Origin of the sequence: Paraburkholderia lacunae, from assembly GCF_003353175.1 — a bacterium.
GTDB lineage: Bacteria > Pseudomonadota > Gammaproteobacteria > Burkholderiales > Burkholderiaceae > Paraburkholderia > Paraburkholderia lacunae.
Map to the genome: position 1 here is coordinate 56,893 of NZ_QHKS01000012.1, position 25,609 is coordinate 82,501.

General features: G+C 63.5%; 22 protein-coding genes and 2 pseudogenes. 8 read left to right on the forward strand and 16 right to left on the reverse strand.

All coding sequences use genetic code 11. The features are described 5' to 3' along the window. Window positions 1-38 precede the first annotated feature (38 nt). Window positions 39-2,372 carry a bifunctional diguanylate cyclase/phosphodiesterase gene (locus DLM46_RS19350; RefSeq protein ID WP_115102682.1) on the forward strand — a complete coding sequence of 778 codons (2,334 nt, stop codon included), beginning with the start codon at window positions 39-41 and terminating at the stop codon, window positions 2,370-2,372. Between the two features lie 20 nt (window positions 2,373-2,392). Here DLM46_RS19350 and hpaI read toward each other — a convergent pair whose 3' ends face one another. The 7 genes from hpaI to DLM46_RS19385 form a co-directional block, all read right to left on the reverse strand. Next, complete coding sequence (gene hpaI / locus DLM46_RS19355; protein ID WP_115102685.1) at window positions 2,393-3,193, reverse strand: 4-hydroxy-2-oxoheptanedioate aldolase; 801 nt, start codon at window positions 3,191-3,193, stop codon at window positions 2,393-2,395. 20 nt (window positions 3,194-3,213) lie between these two features. After that, window positions 3,214-4,017, reverse strand: a complete 804-nt coding sequence (gene hpaH / locus DLM46_RS19360; RefSeq protein ID WP_115102687.1) for a 2-oxo-hept-4-ene-1,7-dioate hydratase — start codon at window positions 4,015-4,017, stop codon at window positions 3,214-3,216. A 35-nt stretch (window positions 4,018-4,052) separates the two neighbouring features. Further along, complete coding sequence (locus tag DLM46_RS19365) at window positions 4,053-4,451, reverse strand: 5-carboxymethyl-2-hydroxymuconate Delta-isomerase (RefSeq protein ID WP_115102689.1); 399 nt, start codon at window positions 4,449-4,451, stop codon at window positions 4,053-4,055. Window positions 4,452-4,468: 17 nt separating this feature from the next. Further along, complete coding sequence (gene hpaD / locus DLM46_RS19370; protein ID WP_115102692.1) at window positions 4,469-5,332, reverse strand: 3,4-dihydroxyphenylacetate 2,3-dioxygenase; 864 nt, start codon at window positions 5,330-5,332, stop codon at window positions 4,469-4,471. Window positions 5,333-5,485: 153 nt separating this feature from the next. Beyond that, window positions 5,486-6,943 (reverse strand): 5-carboxymethyl-2-hydroxymuconate semialdehyde dehydrogenase, encoded by a 1,458-nt coding sequence (gene hpaE, locus DLM46_RS19375; protein WP_115103148.1) that lies wholly within the window; start codon window positions 6,941-6,943, stop codon window positions 5,486-5,488. Window positions 6,944-7,019: 76 nt separating this feature from the next. Then, complete coding sequence (locus DLM46_RS19380; protein WP_115102694.1) at window positions 7,020-7,778, reverse strand: fumarylacetoacetate hydrolase family protein; 759 nt, start codon at window positions 7,776-7,778, stop codon at window positions 7,020-7,022. After that, window positions 7,775-8,560 (reverse strand): fumarylacetoacetate hydrolase family protein, encoded by a 786-nt coding sequence (locus DLM46_RS19385; RefSeq protein WP_115102696.1) that lies wholly within the window; start codon window positions 8,558-8,560, stop codon window positions 7,775-7,777. Before DLM46_RS19385 ends, DLM46_RS19380 begins: the two co-directional genes overlap by 4 nt. A 180-nt stretch (window positions 8,561-8,740) precedes the next feature. Between DLM46_RS19385 and hpaR the strand changes: the two genes are divergently transcribed. The 5 genes and pseudogenes from hpaR (at window position 8,741) to DLM46_RS19410 (ending at window position 13,818) form a co-directional block, all read left to right on the forward strand. Then, entirely contained in the window at window positions 8,741-9,151 is a 411-nt protein-coding gene (hpaR, locus tag DLM46_RS19390) for a homoprotocatechuate degradation operon regulator HpaR (protein ID WP_115103150.1), read from the forward strand. Between the two features lie 5 nt (window positions 9,152-9,156). After that, window positions 9,157-9,804 (forward strand): annotated as a pseudogene (locus tag DLM46_RS19395) (hypothetical protein); the annotation flags it as partial. A gap of 295 nt (window positions 9,805-10,099) precedes the next feature. Further along, window positions 10,100-11,029 (forward strand): hypothetical protein, encoded by a 930-nt coding sequence (locus DLM46_RS40380; RefSeq protein ID WP_244306292.1) that lies wholly within the window; start codon window positions 10,100-10,102, stop codon window positions 11,027-11,029. Further along, a complete protein-coding gene (locus DLM46_RS19405) occupies window positions 11,016-11,855 on the forward strand; it encodes an RES domain-containing protein (RefSeq protein WP_165848012.1) in 840 nt (279 codons plus the stop codon). The genes DLM46_RS40380 and DLM46_RS19405 overlap by 14 nt, the downstream gene beginning before the upstream one ends. A gap of 439 nt (window positions 11,856-12,294) precedes the next feature. Further along, window positions 12,295-13,818 (forward strand): CoA-acylating methylmalonate-semialdehyde dehydrogenase, encoded by a 1,524-nt coding sequence (locus DLM46_RS19410; RefSeq protein ID WP_115102701.1) that lies wholly within the window; start codon window positions 12,295-12,297, stop codon window positions 13,816-13,818. A 24-nt stretch (window positions 13,819-13,842) separates the two neighbouring features. On the opposite strand, the pseudogene DLM46_RS19415 reads toward DLM46_RS19410, so the two are convergent. The 4 genes and pseudogenes from DLM46_RS19415 to DLM46_RS19430 all read right to left on the reverse strand — a co-directional run. Then, window positions 13,843-14,124, reverse strand: a pseudogene (locus tag DLM46_RS19415) (MFS transporter); the annotation flags it as partial. A gap of 123 nt (window positions 14,125-14,247) precedes the next feature. Next, window positions 14,248-15,738, reverse strand: a complete 1,491-nt coding sequence (locus tag DLM46_RS19420; protein WP_115102704.1) for a PepSY-associated TM helix domain-containing protein — start codon at window positions 15,736-15,738, stop codon at window positions 14,248-14,250. A 128-nt stretch (window positions 15,739-15,866) separates the two neighbouring features. Further along, entirely contained in the window at window positions 15,867-18,281 is a 2,415-nt protein-coding gene (locus tag DLM46_RS19425; protein ID WP_115102705.1) for a TonB-dependent receptor, read from the reverse strand. Between the two features lie 81 nt (window positions 18,282-18,362). Continuing rightward, on the reverse strand, window positions 18,363-18,755 hold the full coding sequence (locus DLM46_RS19430) for a DUF2946 domain-containing protein (protein ID WP_115102707.1): 393 nt from the start codon (window positions 18,753-18,755) through the stop codon (window positions 18,363-18,365). A 322-nt stretch (window positions 18,756-19,077) separates the two neighbouring features. Between DLM46_RS19430 and DLM46_RS19435 the strand changes: the two genes are divergently transcribed. Both DLM46_RS19435 and DLM46_RS19440 read left to right on the forward strand, forming a co-directional pair. Continuing rightward, window positions 19,078-20,451: an MmgE/PrpD family protein gene (locus DLM46_RS19435; RefSeq protein WP_115102710.1), complete on the forward strand. Its 1,374-nt coding sequence runs from the start codon at window positions 19,078-19,080 to the stop codon at window positions 20,449-20,451. After that, complete coding sequence (locus DLM46_RS19440) at window positions 20,448-21,779, forward strand: LLM class flavin-dependent oxidoreductase (protein ID WP_115102712.1); 1,332 nt, start codon at window positions 20,448-20,450, stop codon at window positions 21,777-21,779. The genes DLM46_RS19435 and DLM46_RS19440 overlap by 4 nt, the downstream gene beginning before the upstream one ends. Window positions 21,780-21,901: 122 nt before the next feature. Here the strand turns inward: DLM46_RS19440 and DLM46_RS19445 are convergent, their stop codons facing one another. From DLM46_RS19445 to DLM46_RS19460, 5 genes are read right to left on the reverse strand one after another with little or no spacing between them, the layout of a single operon-like run. After that, a complete protein-coding gene (locus DLM46_RS19445; protein WP_115102714.1) occupies window positions 21,902-22,804 on the reverse strand; it encodes an amino acid ABC transporter ATP-binding protein in 903 nt (300 codons plus the stop codon). Next, window positions 22,791-23,501: an amino acid ABC transporter permease gene (locus DLM46_RS19450; RefSeq protein WP_244306305.1), complete on the reverse strand. Its 711-nt coding sequence runs from the start codon at window positions 23,499-23,501 to the stop codon at window positions 22,791-22,793. The genes DLM46_RS19445 and DLM46_RS19450 overlap by 14 nt, the downstream gene beginning before the upstream one ends. After that, window positions 23,498-23,650, reverse strand: coding sequence for a hypothetical protein (locus DLM46_RS39495; protein ID WP_165848013.1), 153 nt, complete (start codon window positions 23,648-23,650; stop codon window positions 23,498-23,500). Before DLM46_RS39495 ends, DLM46_RS19450 begins: the two co-directional genes overlap by 4 nt. A 41-nt stretch (window positions 23,651-23,691) precedes the next feature. After that, on the reverse strand, window positions 23,692-24,453 hold the full coding sequence (locus tag DLM46_RS19455) for an amino acid ABC transporter permease (protein ID WP_115102718.1): 762 nt from the start codon (window positions 24,451-24,453) through the stop codon (window positions 23,692-23,694). Beyond that, complete coding sequence (locus tag DLM46_RS19460) at window positions 24,450-25,295, reverse strand: transporter substrate-binding domain-containing protein (protein WP_115102721.1); 846 nt, start codon at window positions 25,293-25,295, stop codon at window positions 24,450-24,452. The genes DLM46_RS19455 and DLM46_RS19460 overlap by 4 nt, the downstream gene beginning before the upstream one ends. Window positions 25,296-25,609 lie beyond the last annotated feature (314 nt).

Sequence of the window (25,609 nt, forward strand, 5' to 3'; positions counted from 1 at the left end):
TCGGCGGAGTGACCGGAACCAGCCTGATAACTATCAATATGCTTTCCACCTCAACGAAGCAACAGGCCGATGCCGGCTTGCGCGAGCGCTTCCATCGGCGATCGCTGGAGCACCAGCGTCCGCTTTCGACGGCGATGATGGCGTTTACCGTGGTCGCATTCCTGTGCTTCGTGGGGGCGCGCAACTTCGTCGGCGGTCCGGCGCTGCCGCTGTCGTACCGGCTCGCTTGCGCACCGGTGCTCGGCCTGCTGGTGCTGGCGATTCCGCGCACGAATACGACCTCGGCATTCGGCGCGATCGGCGTGGCGTACTCGCTGCTGCTGCTGGCCGGTCTCGCGCTGAACATCTCCGGGGTCGATCAGCCGTTGCTGTGGGCGCTGCCCGCGCTCGTGGCGATTCCGATCTGCGCGGCGCCGCTGTGGCTCACGCCGGCACATTTCTGGGTGGGCAGCACGCTCTTCTATGCGGCGGCGCTCGCCTGGCTGGTCGGCGTGCCGCGCACGCATGACCTCGACATCGTGACGTGGATGTGGATCGCGGCGATCGGCATGCCGGCTTCCGCGGTGTTTCACTTCGGCTTCTACCGGTTCCGGCGCAATCACTTTCTGCTCGAGAGCCAGTTGGCAAAACTCGCCGCGACCGATCCGCTGACCGGTTTGCAAAACCGTCGCGCGTTCGTGAAGCAGGCCGAGCACCGCCTCGAAACCATGGCACCCGATGCGCGAGTCAGCGCGATCTTTCTCGACATCGACAGTTTCAAATCGCTGAACGACCGCTTCGGCCATGTTGTCGGCGACCATGCGCTGTATCAGGTCGCCCAGACGCTGATGGAACATACCACGGCGCAAGACAGCGTCAGCCGCATCGGCGGCGAGGAGTTCGCGGTGCTGCGGCATGAGGGCCTCGTCGGTGCGCTCGCGCTGGCCGAGCGCCTGCGCGGCGCGATTGCCGCGATCGAGCGTCCGGACGGCTATCTGAGCGCGAGCTTCGGTGTGGCCGAACACCGCCGCGGTGAAAACATCATGGTGCTGCTCGACCGCGCCGACCAGGCGTTGCTGCGCGCCAAGCACTCGGGCCGAAACCGCGTGTGCGCCGAACACGCGCTGCCGGGCGAGGCGCTGCAACTCCTATCGGAAGCGGCGCGCACGGAGGGCGGCGCGGTGGTGCGCAGGCAGCGATGGGAAAACTATTACCTGATCTCGCACTTCCAGCCGCTTTACAGCTTGTCGCATCAGAAGCAGGTGGGCTTCGAGGCGTTGCTGCGCGGCGAGCACGACGACGGCACGCTGGTGCCGCCGGTCGTGCTGTTCGCGCCGAACCCCGGCAACGACGAAGGCGCGCTCGATCGCGCGAGTCATGCCGTGCATCTGGGTAATGCGCGCGAGGCGTTGCCCGCGAGTGCGTGGCTCTTCCTCAACATTCTGCCGGCCACCTTCATCGCCGAAGGTTACGCCGATCAGCTCGCGGCGATTGTGCGGGCGGTGGGGCTCGAACCGGAGCGGGTGATCCTCGAGATTCTCGAGTCGCATGGCGGCAGCGTCGACGAAATGTCGCGGGCGGCGGCCTTGTATCGGGAGCACGGTTTTCTGATCGCCGTCGACGATTTCGGCGCGGGTCAATCGAATCTCGACCGGCTGTTCCGGATCCGTCCGGATATCGTCAAGCTCGACGGCGAACTGATTCGCGCGACGAGTCCCCGTACCGAGCAGCCGATTTTGCCGAAGCTGGTCTCGTTGCTGCATCTGGCGGGGATGCTGGTGGTGGTGGAGGGTGTCGAGACGACCGAGGAACTGATCCTCGCGGTGGAGTCGAATGTGGATTTTGCACAGGGATATCTGCTCGGGCGGCCGGCTGCCGAGATGGCGCCGCCGGAATCGGTGCGCCGGCGGATCGACGATGCGTTCGACGTGATCGCGCAAGGGCGCGCGCATCAGCATGCTTTGTTCGAAGGCGAGGTCGAGCCTTATCGGGTGGCCTTGAATAGCGCGGCTGACGATTTGCGAGCCGGTGTGGCGATGGATGACGCGTTTGCTTCACTCGCTATGTTCGAGCGGTGTGTCAGCTGCTTTATCCTGGATGACTCGGGGCGGCAGATCGGGCACGAGGTGCGAGGGCCGGCGTGGCGCAGCGAAGCGACTTCGCTGCATCCCGTTGCGAATCCGCGCGATGCGAGGTGGGATCATCGGCCTTATTTTCGTAATGCGGTCTTGTTGCCCGGCGTGGCTGTGACGAGTAATCCTTATCTTTCTCTGGCCAGCGGCCGCCCTTGTCTTGCTGTTACTTTGGCTGTGCAGTTTGCCCACGAACGGTCGGTTGTCGGGGTTGAGCTGGATTGGTCTTCGGCGGGCTTGCCTTGGCCTGCAGGCGATTAGGTTTTTTTGCCTGCGCGGCGTTAGTACCCGCCCTTGACCACCGCCGCCCCCGCGGTCTTCTTGTACGACGCCGCCAGATCCGCCGCCGCGCGGCTCAATAACCCCGTGTCCGTGCCTACCGCCACGAAGGTCGCGCCCGCTGCCAGATACTCGGCCGCGATTCCCGCGTCCGGCGCCAGTACGCCCGCCGCCTTGCCTGCTTCCCGCACCGTCCTGATGCCTTTGCAGATCGCTTCGCGCACCCGCGCATCGCCCGGTTTGCCCAGCAAACCCATCGAAGCGCTCAGGTCAGCCGGCCCGAAAAACACGCCATCGACACCTTCCACACGCGCAATTGCCGGCAGATTGTCGAGCCCCGGTACGGTCTCGACCTGCACCAGCACGCATAGCTCTTGCGCCGCGGTGTTCAGATAGTCCGGTATCCGGTTCCAATGCGAGGCTCGCGCCAGCGCGCTGCCCACGCCGCGAATCCCCTGGGGCGGATAGCGCGTTGCCGCGACCGCGTCGGCTGCCTGCCCGGCCGTGTCGATCATCGGCAATAACAAGGTCTGCGCGCCGATATCGAGTAGTTGCTTGATCAACGCGCTATCGCTGCGCACCGGACGCACCACGGGATGCGATGCGTACGCTGCCACCGCCTGCAATTGCGCCAGCGTGCTGCGCACGTCGTTCGGCGCATGCTCGTTGTCGATCAGCAACCAGTCGAAGCCGGCTGTCGCCAGCAATTCGGTCACGTAGGCATCGGCAAGCGCGGCCCATAAGCCGAATTGCGGTTTGCCTTCAGCGAGCGCACGTTTGAAAGTATTTCGCGGTAGAGACATGTCGATTAACTCGAATGAGCTCAAACGAAATTCAAACCAATACCGCCAAGCGGACCATAGTCGACATGGAACGTGTCGCCGGCACGCGCGGGAATCGGGCTCGTGAACGAGCCGCTCAGAATCACGTCGTTCGCATTCAGGACTTCGTCGTAGGGCGCAATCTTGTTCGCGAGCCACGCTACGCCGGTAGCCGGGTGATTCAGCACCGCCGCGGCGAGTCCGCTTTCTTCCACCGCGCCGTTCTTGTAGAGCAACGCGCCGACCCAGCGCAGGTCGACGTCCAGCGGACGCACCGGACGGCCGCCCAGAACAACCCCGGCGTTCGCGGCGAAGTCCGAAATGGTGTCGTAGACCTTGCGCGGCGCCTTCGTCTCACGGTCGAATTGCTCGATGCGCGCATCGATGATCTCCACCGCCGGGCTCACGTAGGCCGTCGCATCGAGCACGTCGAACAGGGTGACGCCAGGACCTTTGAGCGGCCTGCTCAACACGAACGCCAGCTCCACCTCGACGCGCGGCGCAATGAAGCGGTCGGCACGAATATCCTGGCCGCTTTCGATGAACATGCTGTCGAGCAGCGGTGCATAGTCGGGTTCGCCGATCTGCGACGAGCGCTGCATCGCACGCGATGTCAGGCCGATCTTGCGGCCCTTGATCACATGGCCTTCGGCCAGTTTCAGCTTCACCCACTCGCGTTGAATCGCGTAGCCGTCCTGTACGGTCATCCCGGGATAGGCGGCCGAGAAGTGGCGTAATGGCGTACGCGTCTTCTCGGCGTTGTCGAGTTGCGCCGCGAGGTCGCGGATAGTCTGTTCATCTAGCATGATCGATTCTCTGTGAGCCGCTGTTCGGTTCGGGGCTAGGCTTTGAGCCGTGCGTGCAGATTGTTGTGCTTCCACGTTCCCGCTTCGCTGAATTCATTGATTTCGAGCGACAAAGCCAAGCCGTGTGTTTCAAATTCCGCTGCGAAGTGCTGTTTGATCAAGTCGAACAACGCGTCGCCGGTCGCCTTCTTCGTGGCCTCGGAGCGGCCCGCGCCGATCTTCAGATTCGCGTGCAGGAACGCGGCGTCGGGCCGGCCGTCGGCGATGCAGAACTGCTCGCAGCGCACCGCGCGTACGCGAATTCCGCCGAGCGGATAGACGCGTTGTCCACTCTCGCGCTGCGCATCGAGGCAATCAGCGAGGGTCTTGCACAGTTGGCCGATGCGGTCCGCGCCGGCCAGATTGGCGCTGTATTCGAGTGTCAGATGCGGCACGTTGGGCTCCTCGAGGCTTAGGCGGGCAGGGGTGTGACAGGGAAGATCGCATTGATCTGGCCCGTTCCCGAACTGCCGAAGTAAGGCGTGATGACTTCGACCTTGCCCTCGTAACGATCCCAGCCGAGTGCGCCGAGCAGCATCGCGGTGTCGTGCATGCCGCCTTCGCCCCAGCACTTTTCGTTATAGAGCGGCAGCATGTCGCAGAAGGTCTTCCAGTCGCCGGTTTCCCACAACTCGACCACCCTGCGGTCCATCTGTTCGAGAAACGGGTTCCATACCTTATGCATGAACTGCTCGGCGGTGCCGTTGTCGGCGAAGTGGTGGCTGAGCGAGCCGCTCGCCAGAATCGCCACGGTGCCCTCGTAACGCTCCTCGATCGCCTTGCGCACCGCGAGGCCGAAGCGCGCGCTGGTCCTGAGGTCGTGCCACATGCACCAGCCCGCTACCGACACGGTCTTGAAATGCTGGTCGCTGTTCATGTAGCGCATCGGCACCAGTGTGCCGTATTCGAGTTCGAGCGTAGTCTCGCTGTGCGCGCGGCTTTTCACGCCCATTTCATTGGCGACTTCCGCGATCAGGTTGCCGAGCCCGACGTTGCCTGGGTACGCATACGGCATGTTCTTGATGAAGTGCGGCAGTTCGTTGCTCGTATAAACGCCTTCAAAAGCCGGCGCGCAATTGATGTGGTATTCGCTGTTCACCAGCCAATGCACATCGAACACGACGATCGTATCGACGCCAAGTTCGCGGCAACGCCGGCCGATTTCATGGTGGCCGTCGATAGCGGGCTGACGGCAGCCTTTATGCGGACCGTCGAGTTCTGACAGATACAACGACGGGACGTGAGTCACCTTTGCTGCCAATGCGAGTTTGCCCATCGCGGTCTCCTTTGTCGACCAGAGTTGGCGCTTTAGCGCTTACTCTGGTCCCATGCAAAGCCGTCGACCAGAGTTGGCGCTTTAGCGCTTACTCTGGTCCCATGCAACTTGTTGCTTGTTCCGCGCGAGGCCCGATGCACTCGCGCATCAACCTCATACGCCCCAGCGCGGAATGTGATGCGAGCCGAGCGACACGCACACGTTCTTCGGTTCGAGGAACACCTCGTAGCTCCATGTGCCGCCTTCCCGGCTCACGCCCGATGCCTTGGTGCCGCCGAACGGCTGGCGCAAATCGCGTACGTTCTGGCTGTTGACGAAGCACATGCCCGCTTCGACGGCCGCCGCGACGCGATGTGCACGGCCGCTGTTTTCGGTCCAGATGTAGCTCGACAGGCCGTATGCAATGTCGTTGGCGAGCTTGATCGCGTCGGCTTCGTCGTCGAAAGGAATCAGGCAGGCGACCGGGCCGAAAATTTCTTCCTGCGCGATCCGCATGCGGTTGTCGACATCGACGAACACCGTGGGCTGGACGAAATTGCCTTTGCGCATCGCATCAGGCAGTTCGGGCGAGTCGAGTCCGCCGCATGCGAGCGTCGCGCCTTCCTGCGGGCCGAGTTCGATATAGCTGCGCACTTTCGCCAGATGCCCCTGGCTGATCATCGGGCCGACGATCGTGCTGTCGGCCAGCGGATCGCCAACGGTCAAACGCTTCGCGCGTTCGATGAACCGTTCGGCAAAGCGCGCGTAAATCGAGCGCTGGACGAGAATTCGCGAGCCTGCCGTGCAGCGTTCGCCGTTGTTCGAGAAGATCATGAACACCGCGGCGTCGAGTGCGCGTTCGAAATCGGCGTCGTCGAAGATGACGAACGGCGACTTGCCGCCGAGCTCCATCGAGAATTTCTTCAGACCCGCGGTTTGCACGATGCGGTTGCCGGTCGCCGTCGATCCGGTGAACGACACCGCATGCACGTCCGGATGCGCCACCAGCGGTTCGCCGGTTTCCTTGCCGAAGCCGTGGACGACGTTCAGCACGCCCGCCGGAATGCCGGCTTCGAGCGCGAGATTGCCGAGCATCGACGCGGTGAGCGGCGACAGCTCGCTCATCTTCAGCACAGCGGTATTGCCGAACGCGAGGCAGGGCGCGACTTTCCACGTCGCCGTCATGAACGGCACATTCCACGGCGAAATCAACGCGCACACGCCGACTGGGTGAAACAGCGTGTAGTTCAGATGCGTATCGGTGGGGTACGTATGGCCGTCGACGCGCGTGCACATCTCCGCGAAATAGGTGAAGTTGTCGGCGGCGCGCGGCACGAGTTGCTTGCGCGTTTGCGAGATCGTCTGGCCGGTGTCCTTCGTTTCGGTCTCGGAGATTTCCGGCACGTTCTTCGCGATCAACTCGCCGAGTTTGCGAATCAGTTTCGCGCGTTCCGTAGCGGGTTTGCCGGCCCATACCGGAAACGCTTCTTTGGCCGCGCGCACGGCGGCGTCGACTTCCCGCGCGGTGCCGCGCGCGACTTCGGCAAGCACGTCCTGGGTCGCCGGATTGACGGTTTCGAAGTAGTCGCTAGCGGCACTCGACTTGCCGTTGATCAGATGCTCGATTCGCATTGCCATGTCCTTTCTCTTTTCTGTCGACCGGAGTTGGCGCTTTAGCACTTACTCTGGTCCCATGCAAAGCTGCCGATCACGCGCGGCCAAAATCCGCGTCCGATGCAATCGTGTTGACGAGACGGCCAAGGCCGTCGATTTCGCAGACCACCTCGTCGCCCGCATTGACGTTGACGATGCCTTCCGGCGTGCCGGTCAGGATCACGTCGCCGGGCGCGAGCGTCATGAAGCCGCTCAGGTACTCGATCAACGCGGGGATATCGGTGACCAGATCGCGGGTGTTGCCGTGCTGCTGCCGCGTGCCGTTCACATAGGTGCGCAATTCGAGTTGCGTGACGTCTTCGATATCGTCCGCATCGACGAACCATGGGCCGAGCACCGTGCCGCCGTCGCGATTCTTCACGCGCAGGTTGGGGCGGTAGTAGTTTTCCAGGTAGTCGCGGATCGCGTAGTCGTTTGCGATCATGTAGCCGGCCACATGCTGCATGGCGTTTTCGTGCTTGACGTTGCGCGCGGTTTGTCCGATCACGACCGCCAGCTCGCACTCGTAGTGCATGAAGCTGACGTCCGCGGGGCGGCGCGTCACGCCGCGATGGCCGATCACCGTGCCGGGGCCCTTGAGAAAAACGAGTGGCTCTTCCTGCCTGGTGAATTGCAGTTCCTTCGCATGCTCGGCGTAGTTCAGGCCGAGCGCGAAGATCGTGCCGACCTCGATCGGCGCGAGCCACACGACTTCATCCTCGCGACGCACACGGCCGTCGGCGAGGCGCACGCCGTTCGGGTCCGGCGAGGCTTCGTGAATCGCGCCTGCATACGCAACACGGCCGCGCATCATGGCTGTTCTCCGTCGTGTTCTTGGTCTTGTACTTGTGCGCCGGCGAAGGACACTTCGAGCGGCGGCAGGCCGCCTATCGATAAAGTGGCGGTGTCGCCGGCATGCGCGACCGGCGAACCGTGCGGCACGCCGAGCGTGATGACGTCGCCGGCGCAAAGCGTCATGAAGTCGGTGACGTCCGCGATCAATTGCGCCACGTTGCGCACCGACGATGCAGTGCTGGCGATGAAGGCCTCGCGTCCGTCGAGCAGAACCTCGATGGTCAGATCGTCCGGTGCCGGAACATGGCGCGCCGCAACTGCGGCCGGCCCGATTACGCAAAAACCGTCGCATGCCCTGAAGCGTACCGACGGCCGGTAAACGCTCGCATGCGGCACGCTCAGGTCGGCGACCAGCGTATAGCCGGCGATGTAGTCGAACGCGCGATCCGCGCTAACCCGTGTTGCAGTGCGGCCGATCACGATACCCAACGATGCGCCGACCTCCACGCCCAACGCGTCGTCGGGCACGACGACGCGCGCGCGATGACCGGCGAGCGTATTGCGGGGCTTCAGATACAGCACCGGCGCCTTCGGCGGAGCTTGATAGGGCGGGGCATGCATGGCGTCGCCTAGCGCGTTCAATGCGGCCCGGTCGTTGAGCAAGGTGCCGTAGACAGCGCCTGAAACCGGCGCCCGGCAGGCCATGCCGCGCGCCAGCAACGCGGCAGCGGTGCGGGCATCCACGTCGCGAGGCAGCGCGTCGCCTTCGGGATGAAGCAGATGATCGGCGAGTGCAAACATAAAAGCAGTTGTCTCCCGAAGAAAATACTAACATGTTAGTAGTATTGCGCTTGATATCATCCCCGGTCAATAGCCTGTCGGCTGATCGCGGGTTTTCCCTTAAGTTTTGACCGCTGCTTTTACCTATCTTCCGCCATGTCCGCTTCCGCTACGACCCGAGTGCTGCACCGCAATCTGCCGATGCTGCTGCTGCGCGCCAGAGAAAAAATGATGGAGCGTTTTCGCCCGTTGATTACCGCGCACGGACTGACCGAACAGCAATGGCGCGTGATTCGCGCGCTCAACGAGCACGGCCCGATGGAGCCGCGCCACATCTCCGACATCTGCACGATTTCGAGCCCGAGCATGGCCGGCGTGCTTGCGCGCATGGAGAGCATGGAACTGGTGACGAAGGAGCGTTTCGTGGAAGACCAGCGCCGCGTGCTGGTGTCGCTGACGCCGACGAGCGAGGAACTGGTGCGGGTGATCTCGAAGGATCTCGAGGCGCACTACCGCGAGTTGGAGCGCAAGGTCGGGCCGGAAATCGTCGAACGCGTGTATCACGCTGTGGACGATCTGCTTGCGGGACTCGAAGAGGAAGACGGCGAGTGAGTGGTTCATCCGGCCGCCTGCCCTGGCTCAGGCGCGCGTTTGCGCCGACCATGCACGCAGCCGTGCTGCGAAATCCCGTCTCGCAGTTCGCATCGGGGTGGCTGCTCAATCAGCAATGGAACAATCCGTACTTTGTCGCCGCGCCGTTTCGCGTGTTGGGTCTGAATCAGTCGGAGCCCGTGGTCAAGCAGGCAATCGAAACGTGCGGCGTGCGCTTGCCGCCTGCACAACCCACCTCGGACGACGCCTACGCGATGGCGTGCGAGCAGTTTGCACGCACGGCTGAAGGCAACAACGCGTATCGGGCGTTCATTGCGCTGTGGATTCTCTGGGCATCGCGTATGTCGGACGGTGTCGATCTGGTGATCGACGTCGACCGGCTTGGGGCTTCGCGCGATTACGCGGCCGAGCTGCGTGCCGCGTTCCACGCGCGAAGCGGATTGTCGCCGGATTTCAGCGGCGCGCGCGACCTGGTCGAAGAGACAAGGCGAAGTGCGGGGCGCATGACCGGGATCGACGGCCGCTCGATGCGCGTCGTCCATTCGGACGCGCTGAAGTTCATGGCATCGCAAGGCGGATCGTCAGCGAGCTTCGCCGAACTGATTCGCAAAAAGATGGTGCTTGCGAACGAATTGACCGGGCAATGGCGTTGAGTACCGGCCAGCCATAGCCGGGTTTCGGCCGGGTGCAGACTGGCTTTCCTTTTTGTCAGGCAAACAATAGACGGGGAGAGATCAGGTCGCAGCAGAAACGGCAGTTTGTGATCGTCGTAGCTGGTTTTCATGTCTGTCGCGCCGACGGCGGAAGTGCTGTGCTACGTCACATCGCAGTCTAACCAGGCTAACCTTGCTAACCAGCCTATCATCGCCTACACTTGGGTGACGCGGCAGCATGCGTCCGTCCGGGTGGACGGCGCTGCGAGCCGCGTCAAGTCATGGAGGTCCAATTATGTCGTCGATCGACTTCGTCGAGGTTGCCCGAAAAGGGGATCTCCCCGTCGTCGCGATGGGGCATGTGAACGTACAGGAGGTGGTGGCCTCGGGGCCGCACCGCAGTGCCCGGTTGCGCGTCTTTTCGCGGCGAATCCACGGTCAGCCATCGTTCACTTTTTCGATGACGACGCTCGTTTTTACTCTCATGCGCCGACTCGCTCGTCCCGATTCGGAGTTTAGAAACATGCTGGTGCACTTGAGCGGCAGCTACCCGCGTGAAGTGCCTTTACTTTTCTTCAAGGCAAAAGATGGTTCCGAGGGCCATGTCGAGCGCCTGCATTTCTACTCGTGGCACGAGCTTGAGCCGCACTGGAATGCAGCCTGCGATCATGCACTGTGGATCTCCGCCGAAGGGCATCACAGTGACCTCCTAAAGCTCCTGGATTCCATTCGTCGCGATGAGCAAGCTGGTGACTGCGATGGCCCGCCTTCAGCGGATGCGCCGCTTGTGGCTGCGGCGAAAGGCGACGCTCATCAAGAGGCCATTTCGTTTCGCAATGAGCTTCTGTCCAGGAACTGGCCGGATGGGAAGCGCGTAGCGGAAATGGTCGGGGCAGGGTCACGAAGTAACCCGCACCAGTACGCAGCCCGTCAACGCTCGAACGGATCGCTGCTCGGAGTGTGGGTAGCTGCGGAACGGACCTACAGGCACCCAGACTTCCAGTTCGACGCCCACGGTGCGATACGCCCTGCGGTCGCCGATCTGCTGAAAGTCCTGCCTGGCGATGAAGAAGACCGGAACGGCTGGCGTCGTGCATTCTGGCTCTATTCGCCGCATGCGCTACTTTCTGGCGAAACGCCGGCGGATGTCTTTGGGCGTGATCCGCAGCGAGTCGTCGAAGCAGCCGGAGAGGAGTTCTTCGGAGATCCGGATGCACACTGGTGAGCACGATGTGCTGCATCGGATCGAACTCGGAACTGTCCCGGCCGGTACCTATTGGCACGTCTATCCGGCCGCGTTCGCTGCAACGTCTTCGAATCCCAATTCGAAGGCTCGCTTGGCTTGGCGGGACGGTTCCCATGGCATGTTCTACGGGGCAGACACGGCGGCAGCGGCGCTGTGGGAGACCGCGCTGCGGTTCGCCTCGGTGAGTAATGGCCGTGTCTACACCGACCAGAGGCATTTACAGAACTGGATTCTCGCCCGGCTAACGCTGAAAGTAGACGTTCCCGTCATCGACTTGCGCCCGCCACACCGCCGCGCGGTCGTGGACGCGCATTCTGATCTGGACGCCATGTGGGATGTTGTACTCAAAACGCCGCATCATGAAGAGACCCATGATGTTGCGGCTCGTCTGATGAGGCAGTTGGCGGATGCGGGGTACGACACGGGCACCGCATTGCGATGGCATTCTCGACAGGCTGGTACAGAAAGCGTCATTCTTTTTTCGAACCGCCGATGTTATCGGCCTGGTGGGCGCACGAGGCGTGCGACCTCTGCCGTCTCGACGAATCGGCCGGACAGGAGCAGATCCGCATCGCACTTTCATCGCAGGGACTTACCTGGAGTGGCACCCCGAAGGGTGCCGGCTTCGAATTGCCGCCTGACGACGTGCCTCAAGCGGATAAGCAGCCTGTCGGCCACGAAGCAAAGTAACCAGAAAGTTCTTGAGCATCCCTTGCTCGCCGCAGTTCTGGAAGATCCAGACCATGGCCATCAGCGTTCGTTGCTTTCCATGGTCTGCGAAGTAGAGGTCACCACGCTTCAGTAGTGTGATGCAGCCGCGAGCCCGCTCGTGTGTACCGGCCGCGGCGCCACTGGAGCATTCCTTTCCGTGTCACGGTTCGTGCGATTGACCTACGCGAGCGCCACAGTGTGATGCACGCGCCGACCGCCAGCTCGGTCGCCCCCCCGATCGCCGACTCCCCGTAGCGCAACTGTGGCGCCAGTCGCCATTACTCCGGCGACCTACGGCGGCGCCCCACGCCGGACTTTCCAATACAGTGGCGACACAAAAAACAATACAGTGAGGTGCGGTTTTATTGTGCTGTATCGGGAATATAGCCGGCGCCGTCGATACAGTTGGCAGGTCTTCATGGAGTCCGCCGATGCGCGGACCTCCGTCCATGTGCTGCGTGACGTAGCCTGATCTTTTTTGCTTCCGGCCCGGTGGTCATTCGTACTGGGCCTCCAGAGAACGAGGTAACCAGATGAATGCAGTGAACGAACAAGCGCAGCTGTCGGTGCAGCAGTTGGGTCATTTCATCGGCGGCGCGCCGGCCGCGCCCACCAGCGGCCGCTTCAAGGACGTGTTCAATCCTGCCACCGGCAAGGTGACCGGTTCGGTCGCGCTCGCTTCGGTCGAAGAAGTGGACGCCGCGGTCAAGGCCGCGAAGGCCGCCTTTGCCACCTGGAGCGAAACCGCGCCGATCAAGCGCGCGCGCATTCTGTTCAAGTTCAAGGAGCTGCTGAACAGGCATCACGACGAACTCGCGCTGCTGATCACGCGCGAACACGGCAAGGTGTTCACGGACGCGCAAGGCGAAGTGGTGCGCGGCATCGAAGTGGTCGAGTTCGCTTGCGGCATTCCGAATCTGCTGAAGACCGATTTCACCGACCAGATCGGCGGCGGCATCGACAACTGGAATCTGCGCCAGCCGCTCGGCGTGGTTGCCGGCATTACGCCGTTCAATTTCCCAGTGATGGTGCCGATGTGGATGTTCCCGGTCGCGCTGGCGTGCGGCAACACGTTCGTGCTGAAGCCGTCGGAACGTGATCCGTCGGCGTCGCTGCGGATCGCGGAACTGCTGAAGGAAGCCGGTCTGCCCGATGGCGTGTTCAACGTCGTGAACGGCGACAAGGTGGCGGTCGATGCGCTGATCGAACATCCGGATGTGGCGGCGCTGTCGTTTGTCGGGTCCACGCCCATCGCCGAATACATCTATACGGAAGCATCGAGGCGCGGCAAACGAGTGCAGGCGCTGGGCGGCGCGAAGAATCACCTGGTGGTGATGCCGGACGCCGATCTCGATCAGGCCGTCGACGCCTTGATCGGCGCCGCTTACGGCTCGGCGGGCGAGCGCTGCATGGCGATTTCGGTGGCGGTGGCGGTGGGCCATGTCGCCGATGAGCTGATCGAGCGTCTCGTGCCACGGGTGAAGTCGCTGGTGATCAAGAACGGCGAGAACCTCGACGCCGAAATGGGCCCGTTGGTTACCGCCGAACATAAGGCCAAGGTGGCCGGCTATATCGCATCGGGCGAGGCGGAAGGCGCGAAGCTGATCGTGGACGGTCGCGCGCATCCGGTCGCGAGCGAAGACGGTTTCTTTATCGGCGGCACGCTGTTCGATCAGGTCGGCACGCAGATGAAGATCTATCAGGAAGAAATCTTCGGACCGGTGCTGGCGGTGGTGCGTGTCCCCGATTTCGCGAGCGCGGTCGAATTGATCAACGCGCATGAGTTCGGCAACGGCGTCTCGCTGTTCACGTCCGACGGCGGCGTTGCGCGCGCGTTTGGCCGGCAGATTCAGGTCGGCATGGTCGGCATCAACGTGCCGATTCCGGTGCCGATGGCCTGGCACTCGTTCGGCGGCTGGAAGCGTTCACTGTTCGGCGATCACCACGCTTACGGCGAAGAAGGTGTGCGTTTCTATACGCGCTACAAGAGCATCATGCAGCGCTGGCCGGACAGCATCGCGAAGGGCGCCGAGTTCACGATGCCGGTTGCGAAGTAAGCCGTCGACATCAGCGCCTGACGATCAATCCTCTTCCGCTTCGCTCAGCACGCTGTTGCGCGGCGCGGTGGCTGGACTGACTGGGTTGATTGGACTGATTGGACTGACGTAGGGCGGTGACCGGTACGGCTCGTCGACGCTATAGCGCAGCCGTCCCGCCTCGATAGACACGCGCAGTTGCCGGTACTTCACGAGATAGAGCACGCCGACGAGAGCCGCCGCAACACCCGACGCGGCGCCTACGCCGAGCGCCCAACGCGGGCCGAAGCGGTCGGCGACCCAGCCGACGACAGCAGCTTGCGACGGTCGAAGTGATCGGCCGCGCGGAGATCGATGAGCCGCACAAGGCTGCAGCGAGCAAGCGCTTCTGGATGTTCGTCATGGTTTTCTCCGCGGTTCTGCAGTGGACTACGCTGGGAAAACAGCGCTTCATGCAGCTTGCCGCGACGCGCGGCCGAAAATCGTGCGGTCGGCCAGCCACACCGTCAGCAGCGTGACGCCCATCAGCGGGAATACGATGCCGAGCAACACGAGGCCGGTTTTCCAGCCGCGCATCGGCGGCGCGGCGCGCTCGCGTGCCGGTGCACCGAGCGAACGCTGCGGCCGCCGTTTCCACCACATCACGCAGCCCGTCACGGCCATGCCGGCGAGTCCAAGCGACAGCGCGGCACAGAGAATCTGATTGGCGACGCCGAAATAGCGGCCCATATGCAAGGACGTGCCGTACGACACGGCCTTCGACACGGCGCCGTAGTCGCCGTAGCGGATATCCTTGAGTACCGCGCCGCTGTATTGGTCGATATACAACGTGCGCTCCTGTTGCGGATCGGCGGGAAAGTACGAGACGGTGTAAACACCTGTGGGCGACGCGGGCAGCACGATGTCATAGCCGCGCGCCACGCCGAGCGACGCGCTTAGCGCGACGACGCGTTCGAGCGGCAGCGCCTGCCTTGCTTGCGTATCGGCGGATGCCGGCACCCGTGCGTTGCCGACGGCCCACGGCGTGATAGGCAGCGGCAGGTCGTCCATCACCATGCCGGGCATCGATTCCATTTTCGGTTCCTGCGCGCCGCTCAGGTGGTGCAGCGGTTGGCCTTGAGGCGAGGCAGTCGTGCCGCCTGCGTGGTCGGCGCGCATGGCCGGCAGCGTGGAGCGCAGCGGCAGACCACCCCACGAGCCTGCGGGCGCACCGAGATTCGCGCTGGTCGCGAGCGCCTTGAACTGCTTGCCCCACGAACCCGACCAGGGCAGGCCGGTCAGCACGAACGCCAGTGCGCCGAGTGCGAGCCAGATGCCCATCACCGCGTGCAGGTTCTTCCACAGCGCGCGGCCTTTCAGTGCGAAACGCGGCACCAGTGCGTCTCTCGCGGTGGTTTTTTCGCGCGGCCACCACAACGCGATGCCGGTGCCGATCATCACGAGGGTCCAGCATGCCGCCAACTCCAGCAAGAGCTCGCCAGGCTTGCCGAGCAGCAGCTTGCGATGAAGCATGCGGTCCACCTGCATGAAGCGGTGCTCGACACTGAGCGTGCCCAATACTTCGCCGCTATAGGGGTTCACATAGACGCTTTGTCTCTCACCGTCGGCGAGGCGGAAAACGAATTCAGCGCTGCGGTTGGGCGCTTGCGCGATCGCAACGGTCACCGCTGTTGCATCGGCCGGCATCGCCGCGCGTGCCTTCGCCAAGAGCGCATCCTGGGTCAGCTTCGGTGTCGCCCGCGGTTCGACGATCAGCCGGTGCGGATAGAGCAGCGGCTCGATTTGCGGCTGGAAGCAATACAGGGTCCCGGTAATGGCGAGTATCACCAGGAACGGCATGACGAAGAGCGCCGCGTAAAAGTGCCAGCGCCATAGCGTGCGATAACCGGCATTTGCCGTGCTGGCCGGCGCAGCCATGCGTTGAGCGGTCGTGGTGGACATTCGATTCTCCTGAGGTGAGGGCCGTCATCGATCTTTCGAGCGACCCTGCGCGACGGACGTGTCGGCGCGCAGGGTTGTCTGAACGGACGGGAGCGCAGGTGCGCTCAAAGTTGCGCTCAAAGTCGTGCTCACATATGCAGCTTCGCTTCGACGTAAAAGGTGCGGCCCGGATACGGGTGGTAGACGAAGTAGCGCGCGTCGAACAGGTTGTCGACGCCGACGCCGAGTTCACTCAGCTTCGTGAGCCTGAAAGTCAACCTGACGTCCGCGACGGTGTAGGTACTGGTGCCGCCGAATACGTCCGGGTTCGTGTCCGTGTTGGTCAGCGTGTTGTACTCGCGCCCCGAGTAGCGCGCGGCGAGCGTGACGGCCGAGCGTTCGTCGATGTGATACGTCGCGGCGAGATTGGCGCGCCACAGCGGAATGCGATAGAAATACTTGCCGACCGTCGCCGGGTTCTGCACGTTCGCGATGATCTTCGATTGCGTATAAGCGACGCTCGCGATGAGATCGAGTCCGCGCACGAACACATCCTGCCCTTGGTAGCTGGTTTCCACACCGCGCGAGCGCACCTTGCCGATGTTCTGGAAGTTCGTCACGTTAGGGATCACGGTCGTATCGGTCTGACTGAAGATCGCGTTCTTCACGTCGTCCTGAAACAGCGAGAAACGGAATAGCCCGTTCCAGTGCGCCCATTCGGCAGTCAGCTCTTTCGACAGATCGTCTTCGGGCTGCAGGTTCGGATTGTTGTTGACGATCGACGAGCCATTGATTTGCCCCTGGAACAGTTCGCTGACGGTCGGGAAGCGATACGCGCGGCCAATCGATGCGCGCAAGGTCAGATCGTCGGTGACGTCGAACGACAACGACGCTTTCGGCGAGAAGCGGTGCTGGTTCGCGTCGCGATACGCAAGCGCCACGCCGGGCCGCGCCTGCGAGCCGTCATAGGCCTGCCAGTCCTCATGGCGCACGCCGTAGACGAATTTCCAGCGTGGCAAAAAGCGCCACGCGTCCTGCGCGTACAGCGCCTGTGTCTGCGTCTTGCCGGTGAACGCGTTGGCAAACGTCGTGGCGGCACCGTCGCGCCAGTTCAGCGTGTTGTAGCTTTCGTTCTCGAGAAAATAGTTGTCGTAGTGATAGCCGAAACTGAGCGAGTGATTCGCCAGGCCCGCTTCGGGCGAGGCGGGTGTGTAGCTGGTTCGGAGATCGAGCGACTTCCAGCCGGTGCCGTCGCCGAAGATCACCGTGCCGGGGCCGTTGCCCGGCGCCCCCGAACTGGCGGTGCGCGCCACGCTGTTGCCGATGTCGTAATACGACGCGAGGGCTTCGCCATTCCAGCCGGTGGCGTTGCGCGTTTTCAGCGACACGCCGTATAGCCAGTTCTCGCTATGGCCGAGACTCGGTGCGAGTGCGGCAGCAGGAATCGTGTATTCGTAGCCGCCGATCGCGACCTTGCCGCTGTAGACCGGATTGCCGCTGGCGTCGCGCAGAAACGTCGAAGTCCGGCTGTTATAGGTCTGATGCCAGTAGCCGAGCGTAAAGCCGGCCTGCAGCGTAGGCGTGAAGTCGTACTGCATCTTCAGCTTGAACTGGTCCTGCACCGTGTGCTCGATGCCTTCGCCGTTGACGCCAAGTACGGCGGTCGGCGTGTTGGTCTGGTTGTTGTAGAAGTAGGCGCCGCTGACCGGCGTATCGCCGGCTTTGGCGGGTGTGCCGGACTTCGCGAGCGTCGCGAATTGCAGTGGCTGGCTCGTATTGTCCAGATGGTTCACGCCGAGTAGCCAGGCGAATTTGCCGATCCGGTCGCCGATCGACGCGCTCGCTTCGCTGCCGTTGAAGTTCTGATTCACGCCGAACAGGCTGAAATGCTGCGTGAAGGCCTTGACGTCGGCATGGGCTTCGAACTGCTTCGGCATGCGTGTGCTGATGAGCACGGTGGCGCCGAGCGAGTTGCCCGGATACAGCGCGGAGAACGGCCCGTAGAGCACATCGACCTGTTGAATCTCGTCGGGAAAGACCATCGACCAGCGCGGCGGAAACGAATAGCTGTTGCCGAGCAGATTGCTGAGCAGCAGCCCGTCGGCGTAGACGAGACCCCGTGCGCTTTGCGTGTTGCTGGTGCCGCGCACGGCGATGATCGAGTTCAGGTCGCCGATAAAGCGTTTGCGGACCGCGAGATTCGGCATGTACTTCAGCACGTCCTCGGTGTTCACGACGTTCCAGTTGCCGAATTGTTCGCGTGTCACGGTTTCAACCGAGGCCGGCATGTTCGGATCGACGGCCCGTGGCGCGGCGCTCGCTGTGGCGCTGATCGTGACCGGGGGCAGGGTGGCATCGGCGATCGCGCTGTCCGCGTGAGCGAGCGATGGGATGAATGCCGGAATCAGCGCTGGAACGCAGGCTGGAGCAAACGTGGGAACAAGCGCGGGAACAAGTGTCGGCACGCAGGCCGGAACGAATGACAGCGGCGAGCGGCCGGATGTGACGCGCCGCGCGTCGTGACGGGCGCAAAAGGGCAGCCTTCGCAAAGCGAAGTTGAACATGGACGTTTCCTGGATGCATTGAACAGACGATCGCGCGCGCCCGCGACGGGCGCGATGAGACGCGATCAGGAACGACAGCGATCAGGAAACGGCGGGGGGATCTCTTGGGCGCCCGGATGGAAACGCGCCGAGCGGGGTGAAGCGGGTGGAGAGGGCGGGCGGCGCCGCGGCGGCGACGGCTAGCGCAACCGACGGTTCAGCCGGCGCGAGGGTGGGCATCGCGACGTGATGCTCGAACAGGTGACAGTAGCCACACGCGCCGAAAGCATCGTCGTGGCTCAGACGCACTGGAGACTGGCCGGCATGGCTCGCCTGCACGGAAGCCAGCGGTTGGAGCGCCGAGCAGAGCGCGGCCACCGGCTCGTGTGCGCGCTCCGACACCAGCATCTGACTGACGACCGGCGCGAACACGACGAGCCACATGGCGATCAGGCCAAGCCATGCGGTCATGCGGTTGCGGGAGCGTGGAGTCATGATGGTGGGCGAAAAGACGCGCCGGATTCTAACATCGCTGGCGCGATCGTCTTCAGCGGCGTCGTGCCTGGCATGTCGGCGGGGTATGCGCGGCATGGGCAGCACCGTCTGTTGGAGCAACGCTGAATCTGCGATATCGAAAGCGGGAAATCTTGTTTGGCCATGAGCCGGTGCCTGGTTAGCATTCGACGTCTGGAGCGTTGGCGCCCGCACGAGGCCGACCCATGCGGCCGACCCGCCCAGACGCCTTTCGCAAGACCGGCGTCGAGCAGGCGGCGCGCAAGGCTCCATACGCGATCTTCCATCACTTCACCCTTTCGACATGTCACGCCTGTGCCCCTCCACTCCGGCGGAACCGGCTGCCGGCATCACGCGACAATTGGCAGCCGCTATCGCAAACGCAGTCCCATCCAATGACCCAGCCGCGATCGCCGCGGCGCGACGCGGCATGCTCGACTTTCTCGCGGCGGCCTTCGCCGGCGCGCGCGACCCGGGCTATCGAAAACTCCTGACGGTGAACGGCCAGGATTCACGCGGCGAAGCGTCGGTGATCGGCAGCGCGGCGGGAGCGTCGGCGCAACAGGCTGCCTTGCTCAACGGTTACGCAGGACATGCGCTCGACTACGACGACGTGCACAGCAGCGTGCGCGGCCATCCGGCAACCGTGCTGCTGCCCGCGCTGTTCGCACTCGCGCAAACGCGCGGCAGCAGTGCGTTCGAATTGCTCGACGCGTACGTCGTGGGTCTCGAAACGATGGCGCGACTCGGCCTGGCACTGGGCAGCCGCCACTACGAGCAAGGGTTTCACAATACCGCGACGCTGGGCACGTTGGGCGCCGCCGCGGCTGCATCGTTTCTCCTGAAGCTCGACGCGGCGGCCGTCGAGAATGCGCTCGGCCTCGCGGCCACGCAGTCGGCTGGACTGAGGCTGCAGTTCGGCAGCGAGGCGAAGCCGTTGCATGCTGGCCTCGCCGCGCGCGCGGGCGTGTTCGCGGTCGAACTGGCGGCGGCCGGCCTGCAGGGATCCGCAGGTGCGCTCGATGGGCCGGCGGGTTTTTTCGCCGTGTTCAGCGGCGGCGCCGCGCAGCCGGAGCGCGTGCTCGAAGGATGGGGCGCGCCCTGGCAAATCGTCACGCCAGGACTGTATTTCAAGCCGTGGGCGTGCTGCACGGCGACGCACTACGCGGTGCATGCCGCGCTGACGTTGCGCGAATTGCACCGGCTGAGCCCGCATGACATCGAACGCGTGACGGTGACGTTTCCCCCGGGCGGGGACACGCCGTTGGCGAACCGCCTGCCGGCGACGGGTCTCGAGGCGCGTTTCAGCGTCGAATACGCAGTGGCCGCCGCGCTCGCGGATGGCTCACCGGGCGTGGCGACGTTCGCCGACGTTCCCGTGCGTGACGACCTGATCGCGCTCGCCTTGCGTGTGACGCGCCGTCATGACGAAACAGCCGCGCGTGCCTCGACCGATCCGGCCACGCGTTTCTCGACCGTCGAGATCGAACTGCGCGACGGCACGGTGCTGAGCCACACGACGGACCGTCTTTATAGCGCCGAGGATCTGCACGCGAAATTCGCGGACGCCACCAGCCGCAGCCGGCAGCTCGAATTTGTCCCTTCACTGATCGACACGATGCACAGCGCTGCCGATCTCGCTTCTCTTTTCAAAGCTTTCGCACAAGTCAGCGTATGACCACGACCAACAGTAACGCGACGCGCAGGCAGATGCGCCTCGGGCTTTTCATTCAAGGCGCGGGGCACCACGTCGCCGGCTGGCGTCATCCCGATGCGCAGGCCGGCAGCGAGAATCTCGCGCTGATGCAACGCATCACGCAGACCGCCGAGCGCGCGAAGTTCGACATGGTCTTTCTCGCCGACGGGCTGACGAGCGGACCCGATGCGCATCCGTCGATGGCGATGCGCATCGAGCCGCTGTGCCTGCTGTCCGCGCTTGCCATGGGCACGCGCCACATCGGTCTGGCCGCCACCGCGTCGACCACGTATAGCGAGCCGTATCACGTCGCGCGAGCCTTCGCGTCGCTCGATCATCTGAGCAACGGCCGCGCGGCCTGGAACGTGGTGACGACTTCGTACGACCGCACAGCCGCGAACTTCACGCGCGGCAATCACCCGGAGCACGCGTTGCGCTATGAAATGGCGGGCGAATTCGTCGATGTCGTCAAAGGACTGTGGGACAGCTGGGACGACGACGCGCTCGTGAAGGACAAGGCGCGCGGCGTCTACTTCGATCCCGCCAAGGTTCATGCGTTGGACCATGAAGGGCGGTTCTTCAAGGTGAAAGGGCCGCTGAATGCGTCGCGTCCGCCGCAGGGACATCCGGTGGTGATTCAGGCCGGTTCGTCGGGACCGGGGCAGGATCTCGCCGCGCGTACCGCCGAAGTGGTGTTCACGGCGCAGCAAACGATCGAAGAAGCGCAGACCTTCTACCGCGACCTCAAGAGCCGCCTGCCGAAGTTCGGCCGCGAGGGCGAGCAATTGCACGTGATGCCGGGCGTGTTTCCTGTCATCGGCAGAACGGAGCAGGAAGCGAAGGACAAGTACGCGCAATTGCAGCAATGGACCGACACGTCCGGCGCATTGTCGCTGCTATCCGACAGGCTCGGCCATGACGTGTCGAAGTATCCGCTCGACGGCCCGCTGCCCGAGTTGCCCGAATCCGACCAGTTGAAAAGCCGCGCCAAACTGCTGACCGATCTCGCGCGCCGCGAGAATCTGACGTTGCGCGAACTCTACTATCTCGTGGCCGGCGCGCGCGGGCACCGCATTGTGTGGGGCACGCCGGTGCAGGTCGCGGACGCGCTCGAGGAGTGGTTCACCGGCGAGGCTGCCGACGGCTTCAATATCATGCCGCCGTATTTCCCCGGCGGCCTCGACGATTTCGTCGAACTCGTGGTGCCCGAATTGCAGCGGCGCGGTTTGTTCCGCACCGAGTACAGCGGCACGACGCTGCGCGATCACCTTGGCTTGCAGCGGCCCGCCAGCCGTTACGCGGTCCGCTGAAGCAGGCGAAGAAAAACCCGGCGCCTGTTGAACAGGCGCCGCGCCTTTGGATCGCAGTGTCGTTGAACCAGTCCGGCTGGGTCAGTCCTGTTGAATCAATCCCCACCCGAGGCCAGCGACACTCAGATCGCGAAACGGCTCAGATCCAGTTGCAGCGGTATATGCGGCTGCGCTTCCAACACACCCGGCGCACCCGGCGCACCCGGCGTGTGCGCCAGAAACGCCTGCGTGCGCGGGTTCGCAGGCGCTCCAAACAGGCGTTCAGCGGGTCCGTGTTCGACGATCACCCCGGCTTCGGTGAAGTACACCGCGTCGCTGACTTCCTCGGCAAAGCGCATTTCGTGCGTGACGAGCACGCAGGTCATGCCGTCACGCACCAGATCGCGTATCACGGTCAGCACTTCACCCACGGTTTCAGGATCGAGCGCGGAGGTCACCTCGTCGAACAGGATCAGATCCGGCTGCATGGCGAGCGCGCGAGCGATCGCCACGCGCTGTTGCTGTCCGCCCGACAACTCGCCCGGATAGGCATGCGCTTTATCGGCAAGGCGAACTTTCTTCAGCAGATCGTAAGCGGTGCGGGTCGCGGCCGCCTTGTCGCGGCCGAGAATGCGCACCGGCGCGACGACCAGATTGTCGAGCACGCTCAGATGCGGAAACAGGTTGTACTGCTGGAACACAAAGCCGACACGCTTGCGCAGTTCGATCTCGTCGCGTTCGGACGCGAGTCGATCGACACGCGTGCCGTCGACTTCGATCTCGCCCTGCTGGGGGCGCAGCAGTCCGGTGATGCAACGCAGGATCGTCGATTTGCCCGAACCCGACGGACCGATGATCGACACGGCCTGCCCGCGGAACACGTCGAGGTCGATACCCTTGAGCACCGGATTGGCGCCGAATGAAAGATGCACATCGCGCAACCGTACCAGCGGGCGCACGGCGGAAGAGCCGGCAGGTGAGGCGTCAAGGGAGGCGTCAAGTGAGGCGTCAAGTGAGGCGTCAAGCGAGGTGTCAACTGAAGGCATAGCGTTTTTCGATGAAACGGGTGAGGCGCGCAATCGGATAGCAGTACGCGAAAAACAATCCAAGCACGACGAAATAGACGACGACCGTGAAATCCGCACGGGCAACCGTATTGCTGGCAACCTGGGCGGTGTCGAGCAGATCGTGCACGCCAACCAGCGACGCGAGCGCGGTCGCCATGGTGATGCTGGCGTAGAGATTCATCCACGGCGGCAGCATCCGCTTCACGCACTGCGGCAGGATAATCCAGCGAAAGACCTGCGTGCGGCTGAATGCGAGCGAGCGCGCGGCATCCCACTGCGCATGCGGGATCGACTGGATCGCGCCGCGGAAGATCTCCGCGAAGTTGGCGCTGGCAGGCAGCGCGAGGCCGAGCGTGACCTTGAACCAGTCGGGGAACGGCAGCGTTTGATGGCCGATTGCGATTTCGAACGGGAAGACGTAGGTCGAGAAATAGATCAGCACGAGCAGCGGCGCATTGCGGAACACCTGCACGTAGCCGCGCGTGACGACGCGTACGATCCGCAGCGGCGACAGCAGCAGCGGTCCGAGCACGAGGCCGGCCAGGGTGCCGAGCGCGCTCGCGAGCAGGCTGATTTCGATGTTGACCCACAGCGATTTGCCGAGCGCGGGCGCCCACGTGATGAGCGCGTTGAGCGTCGCATGGTGGCGGCCGTGGGCGATCTCGCGTTCGATCACCGCAAGCAACGCGGCGACGCCGACGACCGCGAGTAGGGCACGAACGCGGGCACCAACGCGAGCACGAACGCGAGCATCAACGCGAGCATCAACGCGAGCATCAACGCGAGCATCAACGCGAGCATCAACGCGAGCATCAACGCGAGCATCAGGGCGGCGCCGTTCGTCCCGCGCCGGCGAAGAGAGCGTGTCAGTGGCCATGGCCGGGCATCCTCAAGCGCGCTTCGAGCCAACGTCCCGCGCGGTTGACCGCGAAGGTCAGCGAGCCGAAAAACAGCAGGATCAGGATCATCAGTTCGAGCACGTTGTCGCGCTGCGTCCAGATCATGATCGACGCGTAGGTGATGTCGCCGACGGCGATCGCCGAGGCGACGGTGGTCATCTTGACCAGATCCACCATATTGTTGACGAGCGCCGGCAGCGCGAAGCGCACCGCGAGCGGCAGTTGCACGCCCCACAGGCGCTGGCGCCGGCTGAAGCCGAGCGACTGCGCCGCTTCCAGCGTAGCGCGCGGCACGGCTTCGATGCCGGCGCGCAAGGCTTCCGCATGAAACGCCCCTTTGTGCAGCGAAATCACGACTGCGCTCCAGATGAACGGCGTCAGCGGATTGCCGCCGAGATTGCGCAGCGCCTCGCTGATCAGCATGTTGATCACCAGAAACGCGCAGAACAACTGCACGAGGGTTGGCGTATTCCGGGTGACCTCGACGAAGACGCGCGCCGGGCGCGCCAGCGCGGCGCGCGGCGAAGTCAGCATGGCCGCCAGCACGACACCGGCGGCCAGACTCCCGAGCGCCGTGACGAGCGACAACTCGAGCGAGACCAGCATGCCGTGCAGGAACGATGCGAGTTCGTTCGCGTCGAGCACGAAGCTGTAGTTCAGGCCGATCTTGCCGATGGCATCGACGAGCGGCGCGGCGGCTTGCGAGAAGCCTGCAAGCGCTGCACTCATGTACGTTGCGCCTTGTACTTCTCGTGCAGGTCCAGCACGGCCTGCGAGGGGTGCATCGCGTTCTTGCGCTCGACATCGATCAGCCAGCCGCTGCGATGCCAGTCCTGAACGATTTTGTCGAGCGTGTTCTGCGTGTCGGTTTCGCCCTTGCGCACCCAGATCACGGACGGCGATGGAATCAGATCGTTCGGTACGGGGAGGGTGTAGTCCTTCCAGTCCGGATTGCGCGCGACGAGCAGGCGCAAGGTCGGCGCGACGTGCACCGCGGCGACGCAGTTATTGCCGCGCAGCGCGAGCAGCGATTCCGGCTGGCCGCGGAATGCCTTCACCTGTGCGCCGTATTGCTCGGCGAGCGGTTTCGCGTAGTTGCTGCCTTGCGATACGCATACCGGCTTGCCGCGCACGTCGCTCCACGTCTTGATGCCGCTGTCCTTACGCGTAATGAGCGCGCCGCCGATTTCCTCGAACGGCGTGGGCGGATACGAGAAAATCTCCGCGCGCTCCTTCGTGACTTCCATGTTGGCGATCAGCGCGTCCACTTTGCCTTGCTGCAGGAACTGCACACGATTCGACGGCTGCACCGGCGTCAGTTCCACTTCGACACCGAGCCGCTTCGCGACGTCTTCGGCGAGATCGACATTGAATCCGACCGGCTTTTGCGTGGCGGGGTCGAGCGAACCGAACGGCGGCCCGGACAGGATCACGCCGATCACGATCTTGTGGCGCTGATGGATGCGATCTAGCGTGCTGTCCGCGTGCGCGGCGCCGGCGGCGCATGCGGCGAGGACAGCGAAGGCGCGCAGAGCGAGGTGGAGCGTGATGCGATGCGGTGCGTTGAACATGAGCGGAAGCCAGGCGCGGGAGGCGTTATTCAGGATCGCCTATTCTCGGCATGCACGGCTCCGGAAAGAACCAATCAATTTTCATACCGTTATCTGGTTCGCGCATTTGTGCAGACGGCGCCGACGTTCAAGCGTCGTATGCGACGTTGCGGCGACTTATGGCGGCATGGCTGCGGAGAAGGACAAGAGGGGATGCCTGCGCATCCGATGCACGCGGCGCGGCGCGGCGGTGTCCGGCACAGGAGAATGGAGAGAGCATTTTTGACCAAGACAGACCTGCACGGGACCCAGTATGCTGGACTCCGTCAGTCAAT